Genomic DNA, 15,338 nt, shown 5'->3' with positions numbered 1-15,338 from the left:
CAAGCCACTGAAGGAGATGAGATGAACAAGGTGCAGTGGGCTGTTGGTGGGAAAGGCAAAGCGCCGGGAAAGATGGCGCTTCGCTGGGGGAGTCTGGTGCTGGTGTCGCTGCTGGGCTGGCTGCTGGCTATGATGCCGGCCCACGCCGAGGAGCCGCAGCTCGGCGCCGAGTATCAGCCCCTGGTGCAGCGGGTGATCGATGCCGCCAAGGCGCGTGATCAGCAGGCGCTGGCCCGCCAGATCAAGTACCCCTTCAAGCGAGAGTACCCCATCCCTGCCATCAAGAGCCCGGCCGAGATGCTGGCCCGTTTCGACGAGGTGTTTGATGACGCCATTTTAAACAGCATCGCCAGCTCCCGGGCCGGGCAGGATTGGCAGGCCATGGGTTGGCGCGGCATCATGCTTGGCAATGGCGAGGTATGGCTGGATTTCGATGGCAAGGTGATCGGCATCAATCATCAGACGGCGCAGGCAGCAAAACGCAAAGCTGAGCTTGTCGCCAAACAGAAAAGCGATCTTTATCCCGGCCTGCGGGAGTACAAACGCCCCGAGCTGATGTGGCAGACCGAGAAATTTACCATTCGCATCGACGGGTTGGGGGATGGCCGCTATCGCTATGCCTCCTGGGCCAAGGGCAAGGCGCTCAGCGACAAGCCGGACCTGGTGCTGAAAAATGGCACTGTCAGGGTGGAAGGCACAGGAGGCAACCACACCTATCTATTCACCAGCGGCCCTTACCGCTACGAGTGCGCCGTGACCGTTTTGGGGGAGCAGGGCATGCCGCCGGGTGAGCTGGTGGTCTATCAGAACGACGTCGCCATCATGCACCAGCCGGTGATCAAGGTGCTCTGAGACTCCGAACGTTCAACGCGCAGCCCGGCCCTGTGCGGTGGTCATCTGCAACGGGCTGGCATTAGCCCTGCGGCATCCTGACCCCCTTGTTGAGGTAGAGGCTGCTGTAGTGAGCGCGATGGGTGACGAACATCACCTGATGACGGCTGCCATCGGAGAGGATGATGAAGTCACCGGCCTGGGCGGGGCTGTGCAGGCTGATCTCATGTTCGGGGGCGGTCAGCTTGTCGACCTCCTCCTTGAAGGTGAGGGTGTAAGAATACATAGGGTGCTCCACTGCAGAACCTTATACAGACACGCCTCAAAGGTAGTTGCTGCCGCCCGGCTCTGCGGCGCCCAAGCGGCACCCGTATACCATTTAATTTACCGGCCACGGCGGGCTCGCTATCTTATGGAAAGCGGCCTGCGGTATGTGCAAATACAGTCGGCAGACCAGGGTTATCAGCCATCGTCAGGAGCAAGTCATGACAAAGCCAGCAGCACAGTGGAAACCCGAGTTGGTGCGTATTGCCGCCTTCTCTTCTGGGGAGACGGGAGGCAATCCGGCCGGGGTCTGGCTTGGTGCTCAGCTGCCCGCTGCCGAGGAGATGCAGCGCATCGCCGCCGAGGTGGGTTTTTCGGAGACGGCCTTTGCCGCGCCGCTCGCCATTGCCGATGGGACGGCCGGGACGACGGCGCCGCAGTGGCGGGTACGTTACTTCTCTCCACTGGCCGAAGTGCCTTTTTGTGGCCATGCCACCATTGCCCTTGGGGTGGCGCTGGGTCGCCGGGTTGGCCCCGGTGAGTATGGGTTGCAGCTCAATCAGGCCACCATTTCGGTATCGAGCTGGCTGGATGGGGAAGGGGAGTGGCAGGCGGCGCTGCAATCGCCCCCCACCAGCAGCAAGCCAGCCCCTGCCGAACTGGTGAGCGCCGCGCTGGCGCTGTTTGGTTATACCCCGGCAGATCTGGATCCCCGCATTCCGCCGGCACTTATACATGGTGGCGCCGATCATCTGGTGCTGGCCCTAAACAGCCGCGCGGCCCTGGCGGCCATGCACTACGAGATGGCCGCGGGGCGCGCCCTGATGCAGCAAGAGGGGCTGGTCACCATCTTGCTGGTTCACGCCGCCCGTGAGCAGCTGTTTCATACCCGCAACCCCTTTGCCTATGGTGGCGTCTATGAAGATCCCGCCACCGGCGCGGCCACCGCAGCCTTTGCCGGTTACCTGCGGGACCTGCACTGGCCCCACGGTGGCATCATCGATCTCTTGCAAGGGGAGGAGATGGGGATGGCATCTCACCTGCACGCCGAGATCCCCCCCGAGCCCGGCAGTTCAATCCGGGTATTTGGCCGCGCCCGCCTGATGTAACCCAGACAATAAAAAACCGCCATCAGGCGGTTTTTTCGTTGTGTCGAGGGAAACCTGCACGGCTGCTTTGGCCTATTGCGGGTCATGTTCCCCAGTCGGGATCTGCTCCTGGTGATCGCTCTGTAGCCAGTGCAGCAGCTGGCGAGCCACCTGCGGGCTGTCGAGCAGCGCCATGTGGCTGGTGCGATAGGCAATCATGGTATGGGCGGGGAGAAAGGCCAACTGGTGGCGTGCCTCGTCATGCAGGCCAAGGGCACTGCGCAGGGGCACCAGACCATCACCAATCAACCGGTCTGCCAGCAGACTGCGTTTGGCCGCCGTGGTGGCCGCAATGGCAAAACAGCGGACTCCGCCCGGCAGGGGTAAGGGCGTACGAGGATCGGCCAAGGGGGAAGAAAGGGGGCTCAGGGCAGGGCATGGCTCCATCACCTTGCCGTGGCGCAGATCCTTGATGCCGGCGCTGCGCAGCTGTGCCAGCCTGACGAACGGCTCGCTGTAGGCCGTCACTGGCAGCAGTCGTTCCAGCCAGTGGCCCACTGATTCGAGCGGCGCGCCATGATGGGGCGTGCCGAGAAACAGCAGATTTTTAAGGTGAGCCGGCCATGCCAGGGCGGCCATGTCGGCGTTGTGACAGGCGCTGCGGATCACCAGCCCGCCCATGCTGTAGGCCAACACGCTGATCTCGCCAAGGCCACCGGGCCAGTGGGTTGCCAGTTGTTCCAGCTGACGGGCCAGTGCTTGACCGTTCTGCACGATGGAGAGGCCCGAGTTGTAGCGCACATAGATGGGCACGTAACCCAGTGCCTTGGCCAGCATCTCCCCGTGATTGGCCGATGTATCCTGGTGCCGTGTCTGCCACTGCAGATCGTTCATGCACAGACCGTGCACCATCAGCAGCACCCGCCCGCGAGGGGGCAGTTGCGCGGGCAGGCTCTGCCAGCTCAGGGGCTTGCCGAGATAACGCAGAGTCATGGGGGTGGCCAGGGCATTGTGGCTTTCGACCAGCTTGTCCCCCATCACGCCATTGAGGGTGGCGAGCAGGGTGGCGCGGCTGGGCGTGTCGGGAATGTGCTGCAAAGGCGGGGCTGGCGGCAGACGGGCAAGCAGGGCATGGAGGCCGCTGCCCAACGCGCTGGCGGCGCCATGTACCCCCTTATAAACCAGCCCGGTGATCCCTGCCGTCTTTCCTTCCTCCCGCCCTTTGAAGCCCATGCCGCTCAAGACCGCCTGATGGACGGCTTCGGTGAGCTGTATGGTCGCAGGCAGGGCCTGAATGGACAGTCGTGTCAGTTCGCGAATGTCCGCAAGATGCCAGGAAGTGGCGGGTAGTGGTGCGGTTGGTTGCGTCATGAGAGCCCCCTGTGAAGATATTGTCGGCCTGCTCCCGCCCGGCCGCGAACAGCGTGCACGACAACCAGCTTGCGTCCTTTGCCCCGGGTTTGCCAGTGACCTGGCAACTCGAGGTGTTTTGCGAGCAAGGCAGCAAACAAAAAAACCGCCATCAGGCGGTTTTTTTGTTCTGCCGGCCCTTATTTCAGGGCTTTCTTCAGCTTCTTGATCTTGCTCTCGTGTTTGGCAATTTTCTCGAGGCGGGTGGCGATCTTCTTCTTGATCTCTTTCTTGCTGACTTTGGCCATCTGGCGTGCTCCTTTTGCAATGATGACACTCGCGGTGTCGGGGTAGGTCAGTCCATTAACCCCCAGAGTGCCACAGGGTAGCTGATGACACCAACCTTTCGCTCAAAATAACGGCAGGCAGCATGCCGGCGTAGGGCCTTGTGTCGCGACGGGCCGTGGCAAGAACAGGGGGGGGGGAAGTGTTATCGGCAGGCACAAAAAAGCGCCCCGTGGGGCGCTCTTGCTAGCAGGGCTGAGGTCGATCAGGCCTTTTTCAGGTAGGCGGCGACCAGCACGATCTGCACGCCGTTGACCTTGCCCTCGATGTGCAGCGGGTTGTTGGTGAGGCGGATGCCCTTCACCAGGGTGCCGCGCTTGGCGGTGAAACCCGCCCCCTTGACGTCCAGATCCTTGATCAGGGTCACTGAGTCACCTTCGACCAGTACGGCGCCGTTGGAGTCGACGGTCGGTACGCTGTCGTCATCCTCACTGGCCAAGCCCGCTTCGGCCCAGGCTTTGGTCTCGTCTTCCATGTACATCATGTCCAGCATGTCCTGGGCCCACACCTCGCCCTGGGCGGAGAGGCTTTTCAGCTGGCGCCACGCCATGACCTGTACCGCAGGGACCTGGCTCCACATGCTGTCACCCAGGCAGCGCCAGTGGTTGACCACTGTGGTTTCTGGCTGCTCCAGCTGGCCACGGCAGGTGTCGCACAGGGCAACGCTGTGATCATCATCGCTGGCCGGAGAGTGGGGGACCGCGAAGGCAGTCAGTGCCTGCTCGGCACCGCACAGTTCACACTTGGCGCCCGCGCGCGCTTGCAGGATGGCATTGATGGTCATGTTTTGGTTCCATTCACGTTGGTAAAATGGCCCGCGCTGGGCAGGCCAAGATAATGAAGGGGCGGAATATACCACAAAACCCCGCTCTTTGTCAGGCTAAGCCCCGCCGCAGGGCTATGGCGGGCCGGAGGAATGGGCCGAAGGGACTCTCTTTGCCCGTGCTGAAGCCCGATGATGGTGGCACAACCATGCCGGCGCAGCATGGATGAGAGTGCTTTTTGGCGCGGGATCGCTAGAATGAGCCTCCATTTTGACGGCAGAACAGGGGCGCGCGTGCTGGCTCAACGTTTTCAACAACTGGATCGACTGCTGAGCGAAGCCCGGCACTGGTGGCAATATCAACCCTATCATCACCTTGACCTCGCCTTTGCCAAGACGGCGCCGGCGCTGGCCGAGCGGCTCAATGCCCTGTCGCTGACCGAGATTGAGCGGCTCGATGGCGACATGCCCGCCCTGTGCGAGCTGCTGGCCCCCTGGATCCCGCAAGGCGCAGCGTTGCATGCCCTGAGCGCGTTGCCGACCCTGACGGGCGAGCCCATCCCGTGCGAGCGGACCATGGCGATGTACATGCCGGGGCGCAAGCAGGCCCAGATTGAAGCCTTCACCGCCTGCCTGCCAGCCCATCGCGGCCCCTATCTGGAGTGGTGTGCAGGCAAGGGCCACCTGGGGCGGCTGGTTTCCCTGCACCGTCAGGCCGAGGTGCTGAGCCTGGAGCTGCAGGCGCCACTGTGCGAGGAGGGGCGCCTGCTGGCCGCCCGCGACGGCGCCCGGATGGTATTTGTCTGTGCCGATGCTTTCGCCGATGAGACCGCCCAGCTGATTGCCCCGGCCCATCACGCCATGGCGCTGCACGCCTGCGGCGAGCTGCACACCCATCTGATTGAACAGGTGGCGGCGCGCGGTGCCGAGGGGGTGACCCTCTCCCCCTGCTGTTATCACCTGATCCGCACCAACCACTACCGCCCGCTCTCCGGCCCGGCCAAGGCTAGCGTGCTGCAGCTTGCCAAGAGCGATCTGAAGTTGCCGCTGCAGGAGACGGTCACCGGCGGCGCCCGCATCGCTCGCCTGCGGGAGCAGGAGGTGGCCTGGCGGCTGGCCTTTGACTGCCTGCAGCGCCAGGTGCGCGGGGTGGATGAATATCTGCCGGTGCCCAACATGCAAAAGAGCCTGCTGACTGGCACCTTCGAGGATTTCTGTGGCTGGGCCGCCGAGCGAAAGGGGCTGTTGTTGCCGGCCGGCCTCGACTACGCCGGGTTTCTGGCAAAAGGGGAGGCGCGTTATGGCGATGTCGCCCGCATGGAGCTGGTGCGTCACCTGTTTCGTCGTCCGCTGGAGCTTTGGCTGGTGCTGGATCGCGCCCTCTTCCTGCAGGAGCAGGGCTACCGGGTGGAGGTGGGGGAATTCTGCGACAAGCCAATGACCCCCCGCAATATCCTGATCCGCGCGGTGCGAACGCCAGAAAGATAAGCGGCGGGCCCCGTCGGTGCGGGGTCTGTTGCAGCGGCTTGCTGTTTACTCTGATGTCGCCGATTGTGGCGTTTGTTTTGTTGAAAGAGCGGCTTTTTCGCTCTTTTTTCATTTTTCTTCGGTTTATTTACATATATCCGGCCGCCGCGTAAAAACATCGGTCCACAATGCATTTTATGGCGGCCGACCGGCAGAGTGAATTGGCTCACAGTTCCGATAATATTCTTAATTCTCATCGTGAATTTAGTGGCTGATAATATTACTCTCGAGGCGACTCTTATCCCGACGTTATTCTGACATAAGGACTGTCTGTTATGTTCAAGCCTACACATTGTGCCTGGCTGGTTGCGGCTGCCTGCGCATTGCCAAGTCATGCCATGAATATTCAACCCGATCCACAAAATGCCGGTGGATATGTGATTTCCGCACCGGATCTGGCGGCGGTTGAAAAATCCAAGACGGCCAATCCCATGTACGGGATCTGGGCAAAGGCGTTGGCGACACGTTCCAATACCATTGTCGATGCCATCAAACCGAGGGCAGTGAGCAACCCGGATAACGTCAAACGGGTCGAGCGGGTATTCACCGAATCGGACTGGGATTATTTAACCCAGATGGCGGCGCCGGAATATACCTACGAACGCTTCTTGCGGGCGGTCGGTAAATTCCCGGCTTTTTGCGGTGAATATACCGATGGCCGTGATGCCGATGCCATCTGCAAAAAATCCATCATCACCGCCTTTGCCCATTTTTCCCAGGAGACCGGTGGCCACATAGCCAAGGAGAATATCTCCGACAACCCGCTGGCCCTGGAGGAGTGGCAACAGGCGCTGGTGCACGTGCGCGAAATGGGCTGGTCGGAGGGGCAGACCGGCTACACCACCGGCTGTGGCCAGAACGACTGGCAGAACAAGAAGTGGCCCTGCAGCACAGGGCAGGGTTATTTCGGTCGCGGCGCCAAGCAGCTCTCTTACCATTTCAACTACGGCGCCTTCTCCGAGGCGATGTTTGACGGCGATGCGTCCGTGCTGCTGAACAACCCCGGGCTGGTGGCGGACTCCTGGCTCAACCTCGCCTCCGCCATCTGGTTCTTCCTGACTCCGCAGGCCCCCAAGCCCGCCATGTTGCACGTGATTGACCGCACCTGGGTGCCCTCCCAGCGCGAGATCGCCGCCGGCATCGGCTACGGCTTTGGCACCACCATCAACGTCATCAACGGCGGCATCGAGTGCGGCGAGCAGAACAAGGACAAGGGGCAGCCGGTCAACCGCATCCGCTACTGGGAAGGGCTGGCCAAGCATTACGAGATCCCGGTCAAGACCGACGAGAAGAACACCTGCTGGCAGCAGACTCCCTATGGCAGCCTCAACCTCAACGGCGCCACCGACGTGCTCTACACCAACTGGGACGGCAACTGGAAATACTACCCGGATCGGCCCGGTGGCTACTCGTTCGAGTGTGAGCTGGTGGGGTTCCAGACCGCCTACTCGGCGCTGGTGCCAGGAGATTACGAGAAGTGCGTGACCAACTTCTACGGCTCCCACGCCAACTGGCCCAAGGTGCGGGTGGTAGCCAAGCTGGATCCTGCGCCGGTTGACCCGACCGATCCCCCGGTGGGCGATGTACCTGCCTGGAGTGCCAGCAAGGTCTATACCGCGGGCAATCAGGTGAGCTACAAGGGGGCCATCTATCAGGCCAAGTGGTGGACCCAGGGCAATGAACCGGGCAAGGGGGATCCCTGGGTGCTGGTGCCGGCGAAATAAAGCAAAGCGGCCTGGATCAATTCGCGAGACGATTGATACATCTATTCAGCCAAGTAGGGGGACAGATTGTCCCCCTTGTTCCATATCCGACATGGAAAAATTGAGCTTGCATTTAATTTGGCAAGAGAGGGCGATACTCCGGCCCTTATCACTTATATGAGGGCCCGATGAGGGGGATAATAACCGACAGTCACCGATGCTGATGCAGGAAGTCAGTCATCTATATCGGACTGACTCAGTTTTTTATCTTGGGGGCCGTCAGCTGAATTTTATTCAGCTGAGCATTGATGATGTGTTGCCTTATTAAACTGGCCCTTGTTTTATCCATCAGGCATGCCTCACCCAGCCGATATTTTATCGGGCGATCACATGCAAGAGTTAAAAGGATTGGCCGCCATCCCGTCATAAGGCATCACTGCGTATGCGTAAATGAGTCAACATCAGGGAGCAACCCCATGTTCACTATTGCCGTGCATGTTGAAATCCCGCTGACAGAGGTTGGGGAGGGCATCAAGGTGGCCAAATTTCAGGACCCGGAAGGCAGCCGGATTGCATTGCAGGAGCGCTGGCCGGCGGCTTTGTTAGTCATCTCGCAGCCGGTTTTGTGATGGGGACCGTCGCCGACGAGGGCGCAACATGGTACTCATCTGATCCGGCAGTGGCCGCAATGGAGCGGTCAGGTCAACGACGACAAGCGACAACAAGACGCAAGGAGGAGTGATGAAGGGACATTGTCTGTGCGGCGGGATTGAGGTCTCGGCCGGCGATCATAAGGAGGTGGGGTTGTGCCACTGCAGCACCTGTCGGCGTTGGTCGGGCGGCCCGCTGTTTGCGGTGCACTGCGGCAAGGAGGTGCGCTTTCGCGGACTCACCCCGGTGGCCTATCGCTCCTCGGAGTGGGCGGAACGGGGCTTTTGTCCCACCTGCGGCACCCACCTTTTCTATCACCTGTTGCCAACGGATGAGTACATAGTGCCGGCCGGCCTGTTTCAAAACGAATCTTTCCAATTGGCGAGCCAGATCTTCATCGACGAGAAGCCCGATTTTTACGAGCTGAAAAACGAGACACCAACCCTGACCGGTCAGCAGGTGTTCGAGCAGTTTGCGCCCAAGCCGTGAGCATGGGGCGAGGTAGCGTGAGCATCGGTCGCAATCAAAGGAACAGACCATGCAATTGGTAGTGATGCGCCACGGGCAAACCCCGGCCAATGCCGAGGAGCGCTATCAGGGGGCGCTGGATATCGGTCTGAGCGACACCGGCGTGGCCCAGATCAGCGCCCAGGCAAGGGCGCTAGCCTTGGCGCAGGCTCCGTTTCAGCGGCTGCTGAGCTCTCCCTTGCTGCGGGCACGGCAAAGCGCGGCCCTGGTGGCGGACGAGCTGGCGTTGCCGGTAATCCTTGCCCCCGCGTTTCGCGAGCGCCATGTCGGGGTGTTCGAGGGGCTGACCCAACAAGAGGCGCGGGCGCGCTACCCTGTGCTGTGGGCCCGCAACATCACCCGGCGCTGGGCCGAGGCGCCACCCGGCGGCGAATCGCTGGACGAAGTCATTGCCCGGGTCGGGCAGGGATTGGCGGAACTGGCGCAGAGTTGCCATCAGGAGCGGGTGTTGCTGGTGGCGCACGGCGTGGTGGCCAAGGTGATCCGGGCGCTGACCGTGGCGGGATTTGACGACTTCTTCGAGTGGCAGCTGGCCAACGGGGCCCTGCTGGAGGTGTCGCTGGCATGTGACGACGCTGGCGGGCCGCTGCGTTTCTTTGCCCGGCCGGGCAGTGAACATGATCTCGCTACCTTGAATTGAGGAAGGCGCCAGGCCTGATGATTGTCTATCAGGCTTGGCGTCGCCTATCAGGGGGAATCTGGCTGCGCCTTCCTTGAGCAGTTGCGCCCCTGTTTCTTGGCCAGATAGAGGGCGGTATCGGCCCGGCGCACCATGCGCTCCACCGTATCCTGCGGGCCCAGACTGGCACTGATGCCGACGCTGATGGTGAGCGGCACCTCGGTGCCTGCGCCCAGTTGATGCAGCTGCGATTCGACGGCGAGGCGGATCCGCTCCGCACTGGCCCAGGCCAGCTCCAGCGAGGTTTCCGGCAGCAATACGATGAACTCCTCGCCGCCCCAGCGGCCCAGCATGTCCACCTCCCGCAGCTGTTTGGCAACCCGCCTGACCAGGCTGAGGATGGCCTGATCGCCCTGTTGATGGCCATAGGTGTCGTTGATCTGCTTGAAGTGATCGATGTCGATCAGCAGCAGGCTCATGGTGTGATTGAAACGCTGGCAGCGCTGCATCTCCAGCTTGACCAGCTCGTCGAAGCGGCGCCGGTTGGCGATCCCGGTGAGGGGATCCGTGGTGGCCGCCACCTTGAGCTCCTCCACCAGCTTGGCCCGCTCCGAGATGTCCCGCAGGATGGCGGTCATCTCGGTGGTCTGACCCAGGTTGATCTTGGCGATGGTCACCTCCAGCGGGAACTCGCTGCCGTCGCGGCGCAGCCCCATCACGGAGGCGCGGGCGTGCATGGGGCGCGAGTTGATGGGGGAGTTGCTGAACGCCTTGAAATAGCCGTCGTGGTTGGCCCGAAAGCGCTGGGGCAGCAGGGTTTCCAGCCGCTTGCCGAGGTAGCTTTCGTCCACCCCGAACATCTCGCAGGCGGCGGTGTTGATAAGTTCGATGCGCGACTCGCTGCTGACGCTGATGATGCCGTCATAGGCGGAGTTGACCACCGCCTCGAAGCGCTTGCGGCTCATCTTGAGCGCCTCTTCCAGCTGCTTTTTGGCGGTGATGTCGATGGCGGTGACCATGATGCGGGTGATGCGGGACTGCTCGGGAATGATGGGGGAGATGACAAAGCGCCACCAGCTGGTGCGCGACAGGGTATCGATGGGCAACTCGCTCTCGAGCCCGGTCTGCTGGCTCACACACTCGTGCATCGGCTGCTCTATGCTGCCGGTGATGTAGCGGGGAAACATCTCGCCCAGGCGCTTGCCGATGCAACCCAGCACATCCAGCTCAAAGGCCTGGGCAAAGGTGTCGTTGGCGGAGATGAGGGTAAAGCGATCGTCCTTGTCGAGGGAAAACACCGCGACGGCGGCACCGATGGCATCGAGAGAGGACTTGATATCGGCGTGGGAACCCTGTGTGAACATGCAACCTCCATGGCGAATAACATATTGATATTCAGTATAGTGCGGCCGCTTTGATGCCCGGTTGGCGGGAGCCGGGCAGGGGCCGGCCACAGAGCGCCCGCTCTGGCAAACTGGCCGGTCGGCTCGGATTGGGCTTTACTTGCGGGCATCTACAAACGGCACCGGATCCGGCGCAGCGGTCTGGTCAGCGCAACGAAGCAGGGAGGGCGAGATGAAGATCAGCATCGAGGCACATATCGAGCAGGAGATAGAGGCGGTCTGGTGGGCCTGGAACGATCCGGACTGCATCGCCAGGTGGAACGCGGCCTCCAGCGACTGGCACACCACCAGCAGCCGGGTCGATCTGGTGGTGGGTGGGCGTTTTTGCCATCACATGGCCGCCAAGGATGGCAGCGCCGGTTTTGATTTCACCGGCACCTTTACCCGGGTGGAGGCGCCGACCCGCCTCTCGTTCTTGATGGATGACGGGCGCGAGGTGGATGTGCGGTTTGCGAGCGAGGCGGGCGGCACCCGGGTGCAGGAGACCTTTGATGCCGAGTCGAGCCACACCCCGGCCCAGCAACAGGCGGGCTGGCAGGGGATCCTCGACAACTTCAAGCGCTACGTGGAGGCGGCAGGCTAGGGGAGAGGTGCCAGTACCAATAAAAAACCACCGCCAGACGTCGGTAGTTTTTTATTGCGCCCTGATTGCGGGGCTCATACCGCTGGCGTTGCCGGCGGGTGGCGCGAAGGCGTTACTCCTCGATATCCAGCAGCACCAGGATGGCGCTGTCACCGCCCCACTCGCGGGGGGCCTGATGGAACGCCTGCACATTGGGATGCTGGGCCAGCCAGCTCGGGATGCGCTGCTTGAGGATGTGTTTGCCGATGCCGTGCATCACCGAGGCGACGTGAATGTTCTCGCGTCGGCAGAGGGTGAGCAGGGCTGCCAGCTCCTGTTTGGCCTGCTGCTGGTTCATGCCGTGCAGGTCCAGGTAGATCTCCGGCGGATAGCTGCCGCGCTTGAGCTTTTTGAGCTCGAATTTCGACACGTCGTCGCGTACGTAACGGGTCGGTCCATCCTCTTCCAGATGGGGCTGGTATTCATCGCTGAAATAGTGGTCAACCCCAAGGGATTCGCGGCTCTCACGCATTTCGCGTTTCTGCTTGACCGGGCGTAACTCGGCCCTTATGGTATCTTGCTTGATTTTCCGGGTACCTTTTATCGCATCGCGGAACAGCAGGGTTTCCTCGTCTGTCGGTGAGGGCGTTTTTTTCATCAGGTACTCGTCTTGCTCGCTGTATAGAATTCTCGGGCCGGATATTACTCGACTTGGAGGTGGATTTGGACAAGATATTTATCGATGAGGTGGTTGCCGAGATGCACACCATCCAGGACATGTTGCGCTGGGCCATGAGTCGTTTCAACGACGCCGGGATCTTCTACGGACATGGTACCGACAACGCCTGGGATGAGGCCGTGCAGCTGGTACTGCCCGCGCTACATCTGCCGCCGGACGTGGATCCGGCCATGCGCCACTCCCGCCTGACCACCAGCGAACGGCACCGCATCGCCGAGCTCATCATCCGCCGCGTGCAGGAGCGCATTCCCGCCCCCTACCTGACCAACAAGGCCTGGTATGCCGGTTGGGAGTTCTACGTGGACGAGCGGGTGCTCATTCCCCGCTCCCCCATCGCCGAGATGGTGGCCAACCGCTTCGCCCCCTTCCTGAAAGACGAACCGACCCGGATCATGGACTTGTGCACCGGCTCCGGCTGCATCGCCATCATCATGGCCCACGAGTTCCCGGAAGCGGAAGTGGATGCCATCGACATCAGTGTCGATGCCCTCAACGTGGCCGAGCGCAACATCAACGATCACGGCTTGGAGCAGCAGGTCATTCCAATCCGCTCCGATCTGTTCCGCGATCTGCCGGTCGGCGACAAGTACGATCTCATCGTCTCCAACCCGCCCTACGTGGACTCCGAAGACATGTCGGATCTGCCGGACGAGTTTCGCCACGAACCCGAGCTGGCGCTGGCCTCCGGCTCCGACGGCCTCAAGCTCACCAAGCGTCTGCTGGCCAATGCCGCCGATTTCCTGAAAGACGATGGTGTGCTGGTGGTTGAGGTGGGCAACAGCATGATCCATCTGGAAGCCCAGTTCCCTGACGTGCCCTTCACCTGGGTGGAGTTCGAGAACGGCGGTCACGGCGTGTTCGTGATGACCCGTGCCGAGCTGGTGCAGTACCAGGACCATTTCGCGATTTACAAGAGCTAAGCAGGAGCAAGCATGGCAGGGAACAGTTTCGGCCAACTCTTTCGGGTTACCACCTTCGGCGAGAGCCACGGCCTGGCGTTGGGCGCCGTGGTCGACGGCTGCCCGCCGGGGCTGGAGATAAGCGAAGCGGATCTGCAGGGGGATCTGGACCGGCGCAAGCCCGGCACTTCCCGCTACACCACGCCACGCCGCGAGCCGGACGAGGTGAAGATCCTCTCCGGGGTGTTCGAGGGCAAGACCACAGGCACCTCCATCGGGCTCTTGATCGAGAACACCGATCAGCGCTCCAAGGACTACTCCGACATCAAGGACTTGTTCCGTCCGGGCCACGCCGATTACACCTATCACCAGAAGTACGGCCAGCGCGACTATCGTGGCGGCGGTCGCTCCTCCGCCCGTGAAACCGCCATGCGGGTGGCGGCGGGGGCCATTGCCAAGAAGTACCTGAAACAGGTGCACGGCATCGAGATCACCGGCTTTCTCTCCCAGCTCGGCCCCATCAAGGCTGAAGCCTTCGACGCCGCGCAGATCGAGCAGAATCCCTTCTTCTTCCCCGATGCGGGCAAGCTGGAAGCGCTCGATCAATACATGCGCGACCTGAAGAAAGAGGGCAACAGTATCGGCGCCAAGGTGCAGGTCATCGCCAGCAATGTGCCGGTGGGCTTGGGTGAGCCGGTGTTCGATCGCCTCGACGCCGACATCGCCCACGCCATGATGGGCATCAATGCGGTGAAAGGGGTGGAGATCGGTGACGGGTTCGCGGTGGTGGAGCAAAAAGGCTCCGAGCATCGTGACGAGATGACCCCGGCCGGCTTTGCCAGCAACCATGCGGGCGGCATTCTGGGCGGCATCTCGTCGGGTCAGGATATCGTGGTGAGCTTAGGCTTAAAGCCCACCTCCAGCATCACGGTGCCGGGCAAAACGATCAATACCGAAGGCGAGGCCATCGAGATGATCACCAAGGGTCGCCACGATCCTTGCGTCGGCATTCGCGCCGTGCCCATCGCCGAGGCGATGCTGGCTCTGGTGTTGATGGATCACCTGCTGCGCCACCGTGCCCAGAACCAGGGTGTGCTGACGCATACTCCGCAGCTGCGCTGATCGGCCTGTTCACCACTCGGCTGATCGAGTGGCGCTACCGCAGACACAATGAAAAGGCGACCTCAGGGTCGCCTTTTTGATGGCCATTCACCCATTCTTGGCGAGTGGGCCGGGGGGCGTGTCAGCTGCCGTGTTGTCGAGCCGGCAGGTGGGCGGGGTCGGGTTGCCGCTTGCCGGCGGCAGGTTGGCGATCGCCGCATCGACCCGGGCCAGGGTGTCGTCATCGATGGCGCTGTTGGCAAACATCAGGCTGACCGGCTGGTGGTGGAGCAGCAGCTGGCAGTGGATAAAACCGTCGGCCCCCAACTGCTGCAACCGGTAACGGGCGTATTGCCACTCGACGATGATGCCGTCGAGGCGGCGGGCCAGCAGCAGATCGATCAGCCGATCGTCGCTGTTGTATTCACTCGCCTGTTTCAAGGCCGGGCAGGATGCCATCAGCTGGGTCGGCCGGGTGCCGCGCAGCTTGCCAAGGCGCAGCTGGCTTTGCTGGCAGAGCCCCTGCAGGCTCTGCACATCCTGCCAGGGTTCACGCTGGCCCGGAATGGGATCGCTGCTCAGCAGCACGAAGGTGCTGCGCCGATAGGGGGCCGAGAAACGGGCAAAGGCGCGCCGCTCCGGCGTATCGAGCGCCCCCATGGCGAGATCGAGTTGCTGCTGCTCTATAAGATGAAGGGCCCGTGCCCAGGGCAGGTTGCGAAAGCGGGGCGTGAGCCCCGCCTGGGCCAGGATCTGGCGGGTCAGGCTCACGTCCAGCCCATCCAGCGTCCCCTGGGCATTGATGTAGCTGAACGGAGGCCAGTGACCCCAGGCGACGGACAACCTGGTGTTGGCCTGCAGCGGCAGAGTGAGGGCAAGCATCAGCAGAAACAGCCAGTAGCGGCCGGCAGGCAGAAAATGAACACGCATGAACCTGAACCTCCTGTTGCAAGATCGCCGCGGCG

16 protein-coding genes are annotated in these 15,338 nt (G+C 61.9%); 10 read left to right on the top strand and 6 right to left on the bottom strand.

The annotated features are described in order from the left end of the window. The first annotated feature begins 21 nt into the window (after positions 1 to 21). Positions 22 to 852, top strand: coding sequence for a hypothetical protein (locus tag G5134_RS13640; protein ID WP_065017667.1), 831 nt, complete (start codon positions 22 to 24; stop codon positions 850 to 852). Positions 853 to 913: 61 nt separating this feature from the next. On the opposite strand, the gene G5134_RS13635 is transcribed toward G5134_RS13640, so the two are convergent. Beyond that, positions 914 to 1,117, bottom strand: a complete 204-nt coding sequence (locus G5134_RS13635; protein WP_065017666.1) for a hypothetical protein — start codon at positions 1,115 to 1,117, stop codon at positions 914 to 916. Positions 1,118 to 1,316: 199 nt separating this feature from the next. Here G5134_RS13635 and G5134_RS13630 point away from each other — a divergent pair, with 199 nt between their 5' ends. Then, entirely contained in the window at positions 1,317 to 2,204 is an 888-nt protein-coding gene (locus tag G5134_RS13630; protein ID WP_065017665.1) for a PhzF family phenazine biosynthesis protein, read from the top strand. Between the two features lie 72 nt (positions 2,205 to 2,276). On the opposite strand, the gene G5134_RS13625 is transcribed toward G5134_RS13630, so the two are convergent. Together G5134_RS13625 and G5134_RS13620 are read right to left on the bottom strand one after the other, a co-directional pair. After that, on the bottom strand, positions 2,277 to 3,554 hold the full coding sequence (locus G5134_RS13625; RefSeq protein ID WP_065017664.1) for an esterase/lipase family protein: 1,278 nt from the start codon (positions 3,552 to 3,554) through the stop codon (positions 2,277 to 2,279). Positions 3,555 to 4,083: 529 nt separating this feature from the next. After that, positions 4,084 to 4,662 (bottom strand): PhnA domain-containing protein, encoded by a 579-nt coding sequence (locus tag G5134_RS13620; RefSeq protein WP_065017663.1) that lies wholly within the window; start codon positions 4,660 to 4,662, stop codon positions 4,084 to 4,086. A 237-nt stretch (positions 4,663 to 4,899) separates the two neighbouring features. On the opposite strand from G5134_RS13620, the gene G5134_RS13615 reads away from it, so the two are divergent. From G5134_RS13615 to G5134_RS13595, 5 genes are all read left to right on the top strand, one after another. After that, a complete protein-coding gene (locus tag G5134_RS13615; protein ID WP_065017662.1) occupies positions 4,900 to 6,129 on the top strand; it encodes a methyltransferase in 1,230 nt (409 codons plus the stop codon). A gap of 314 nt (positions 6,130 to 6,443) precedes the next feature. Further along, positions 6,444 to 7,892, top strand: a complete 1,449-nt coding sequence (locus G5134_RS13610) for a chitinase (protein ID WP_082970030.1) — start codon at positions 6,444 to 6,446, stop codon at positions 7,890 to 7,892. A gap of 455 nt (positions 7,893 to 8,347) precedes the next feature. Next, positions 8,348 to 8,500: a glyoxalase gene (locus G5134_RS13605; protein WP_065017661.1), complete on the top strand. Its 153-nt coding sequence runs from the start codon at positions 8,348 to 8,350 to the stop codon at positions 8,498 to 8,500. A 112-nt stretch (positions 8,501 to 8,612) separates the two neighbouring features. Further along, positions 8,613 to 9,011, top strand: coding sequence for a GFA family protein (locus tag G5134_RS13600; RefSeq protein ID WP_065017660.1), 399 nt, complete (start codon positions 8,613 to 8,615; stop codon positions 9,009 to 9,011). A 49-nt stretch (positions 9,012 to 9,060) separates the two neighbouring features. Continuing rightward, positions 9,061 to 9,690: a histidine phosphatase family protein gene (locus G5134_RS13595; RefSeq protein ID WP_065017659.1), complete on the top strand. Its 630-nt coding sequence runs from the start codon at positions 9,061 to 9,063 to the stop codon at positions 9,688 to 9,690. A 47-nt stretch (positions 9,691 to 9,737) separates the two neighbouring features. Here the strand turns inward: G5134_RS13595 and G5134_RS13590 are convergent, their stop codons facing one another. Continuing rightward, positions 9,738 to 11,033, bottom strand: coding sequence for a sensor domain-containing diguanylate cyclase (locus G5134_RS13590; protein ID WP_065017658.1), 1,296 nt, complete (start codon positions 11,031 to 11,033; stop codon positions 9,738 to 9,740). Positions 11,034 to 11,244: 211 nt separating this feature from the next. Between G5134_RS13590 and G5134_RS13585 the strand changes: the two genes are divergently transcribed. Then, positions 11,245 to 11,655: an SRPBCC family protein gene (locus tag G5134_RS13585; RefSeq protein ID WP_065017657.1), complete on the top strand. Its 411-nt coding sequence runs from the start codon at positions 11,245 to 11,247 to the stop codon at positions 11,653 to 11,655. Positions 11,656 to 11,767: 112 nt separating this feature from the next. On the opposite strand, the gene smrB is transcribed toward G5134_RS13585, so the two are convergent. After that, positions 11,768 to 12,292: an endonuclease SmrB gene (gene smrB, locus G5134_RS13580; protein ID WP_005300583.1), complete on the bottom strand. Its 525-nt coding sequence runs from the start codon at positions 12,290 to 12,292 to the stop codon at positions 11,768 to 11,770. Positions 12,293 to 12,357: 65 nt separating this feature from the next. Here smrB and prmB point away from each other — a divergent pair, with 65 nt between their 5' ends. After that, positions 12,358 to 13,293 (top strand): 50S ribosomal protein L3 N(5)-glutamine methyltransferase, encoded by a 936-nt coding sequence (gene prmB / locus G5134_RS13575; RefSeq protein ID WP_005300587.1) that lies wholly within the window; start codon positions 12,358 to 12,360, stop codon positions 13,291 to 13,293. Between the two features lie 12 nt (positions 13,294 to 13,305). Further along, positions 13,306 to 14,394: a chorismate synthase gene (gene aroC / locus G5134_RS13570; RefSeq protein ID WP_005300590.1), complete on the top strand. Its 1,089-nt coding sequence runs from the start codon at positions 13,306 to 13,308 to the stop codon at positions 14,392 to 14,394. Positions 14,395 to 14,481: 87 nt separating this feature from the next. On the opposite strand, the gene G5134_RS13565 is transcribed toward aroC, so the two are convergent. Then, positions 14,482 to 15,303 carry a substrate-binding periplasmic protein gene (locus tag G5134_RS13565; protein WP_065017656.1) on the bottom strand — a complete coding sequence of 274 codons (822 nt, stop codon included), beginning with the start codon at positions 15,301 to 15,303 and terminating at the stop codon, positions 14,482 to 14,484. Between the last annotated feature and the right edge of the window lie 35 nt (positions 15,304 to 15,338).

The organism is Aeromonas sp. 600276, from assembly GCF_049175815.1.
Taxonomy (GTDB): domain Bacteria; phylum Pseudomonadota; class Gammaproteobacteria; order Enterobacterales; family Aeromonadaceae; genus Aeromonas; species Aeromonas dhakensis.
Note: the sequence above shows the minus strand (reverse complement) of the source record. Positions and strands in the feature narration are given on the sequence as shown.

Bases quoted from the DNA above. Each gene is read 5' to 3' on its own strand.
- G5134_RS13610 (WP_082970030.1), top strand. From the start codon at position 6,444: ATGTTCAAGCCTACACATTGTGCCTGGCTGGTTGCGGCTGCCTGCGCA.
- G5134_RS13615 (WP_065017662.1), top strand. From the start codon at position 4,900: ATGAGCCTCCATTTTGACGGCAGAACAGGGGCGCGCGTGCTGGCTCAA.
- aroC (WP_005300590.1), top strand. From the start codon at position 13,306: ATGGCAGGGAACAGTTTCGGCCAACTCTTTCGGGTTACCACCTTCGGC.
- G5134_RS13585 (WP_065017657.1), top strand. From the start codon at position 11,245: ATGAAGATCAGCATCGAGGCACATATCGAGCAGGAGATAGAGGCGGTC.
- G5134_RS13600 (WP_065017660.1), top strand. From the start codon at position 8,613: ATGAAGGGACATTGTCTGTGCGGCGGGATTGAGGTCTCGGCCGGCGAT.
- G5134_RS13565 (WP_065017656.1), bottom strand. From the start codon at position 15,303: ATGCGTGTTCATTTTCTGCCTGCCGGCCGCTACTGGCTGTTTCTGCTG.
- G5134_RS13635 (WP_065017666.1), bottom strand. From the start codon at position 1,117: ATGTATTCTTACACCCTCACCTTCAAGGAGGAGGTCGACAAGCTGACC.
- G5134_RS13630 (WP_065017665.1), top strand. From the start codon at position 1,317: ATGACAAAGCCAGCAGCACAGTGGAAACCCGAGTTGGTGCGTATTGCC.
- smrB (WP_005300583.1), bottom strand. From the start codon at position 12,292: ATGAAAAAAACGCCCTCACCGACAGACGAGGAAACCCTGCTGTTCCGC.
- G5134_RS13605 (WP_065017661.1), top strand. From the start codon at position 8,348: ATGTTCACTATTGCCGTGCATGTTGAAATCCCGCTGACAGAGGTTGGG.
- G5134_RS13625 (WP_065017664.1), bottom strand. From the start codon at position 3,554: ATGACGCAACCAACCGCACCACTACCCGCCACTTCCTGGCATCTTGCG.
- G5134_RS13590 (WP_065017658.1), bottom strand. From the start codon at position 11,033: ATGTTCACACAGGGTTCCCACGCCGATATCAAGTCCTCTCTCGATGCC.
- G5134_RS13640 (WP_065017667.1), top strand. From the start codon at position 22: ATGAACAAGGTGCAGTGGGCTGTTGGTGGGAAAGGCAAAGCGCCGGGA.
- G5134_RS13595 (WP_065017659.1), top strand. From the start codon at position 9,061: ATGCAATTGGTAGTGATGCGCCACGGGCAAACCCCGGCCAATGCCGAG.
- G5134_RS13620 (WP_065017663.1), bottom strand. From the start codon at position 4,662: ATGACCATCAATGCCATCCTGCAAGCGCGCGCGGGCGCCAAGTGTGAA.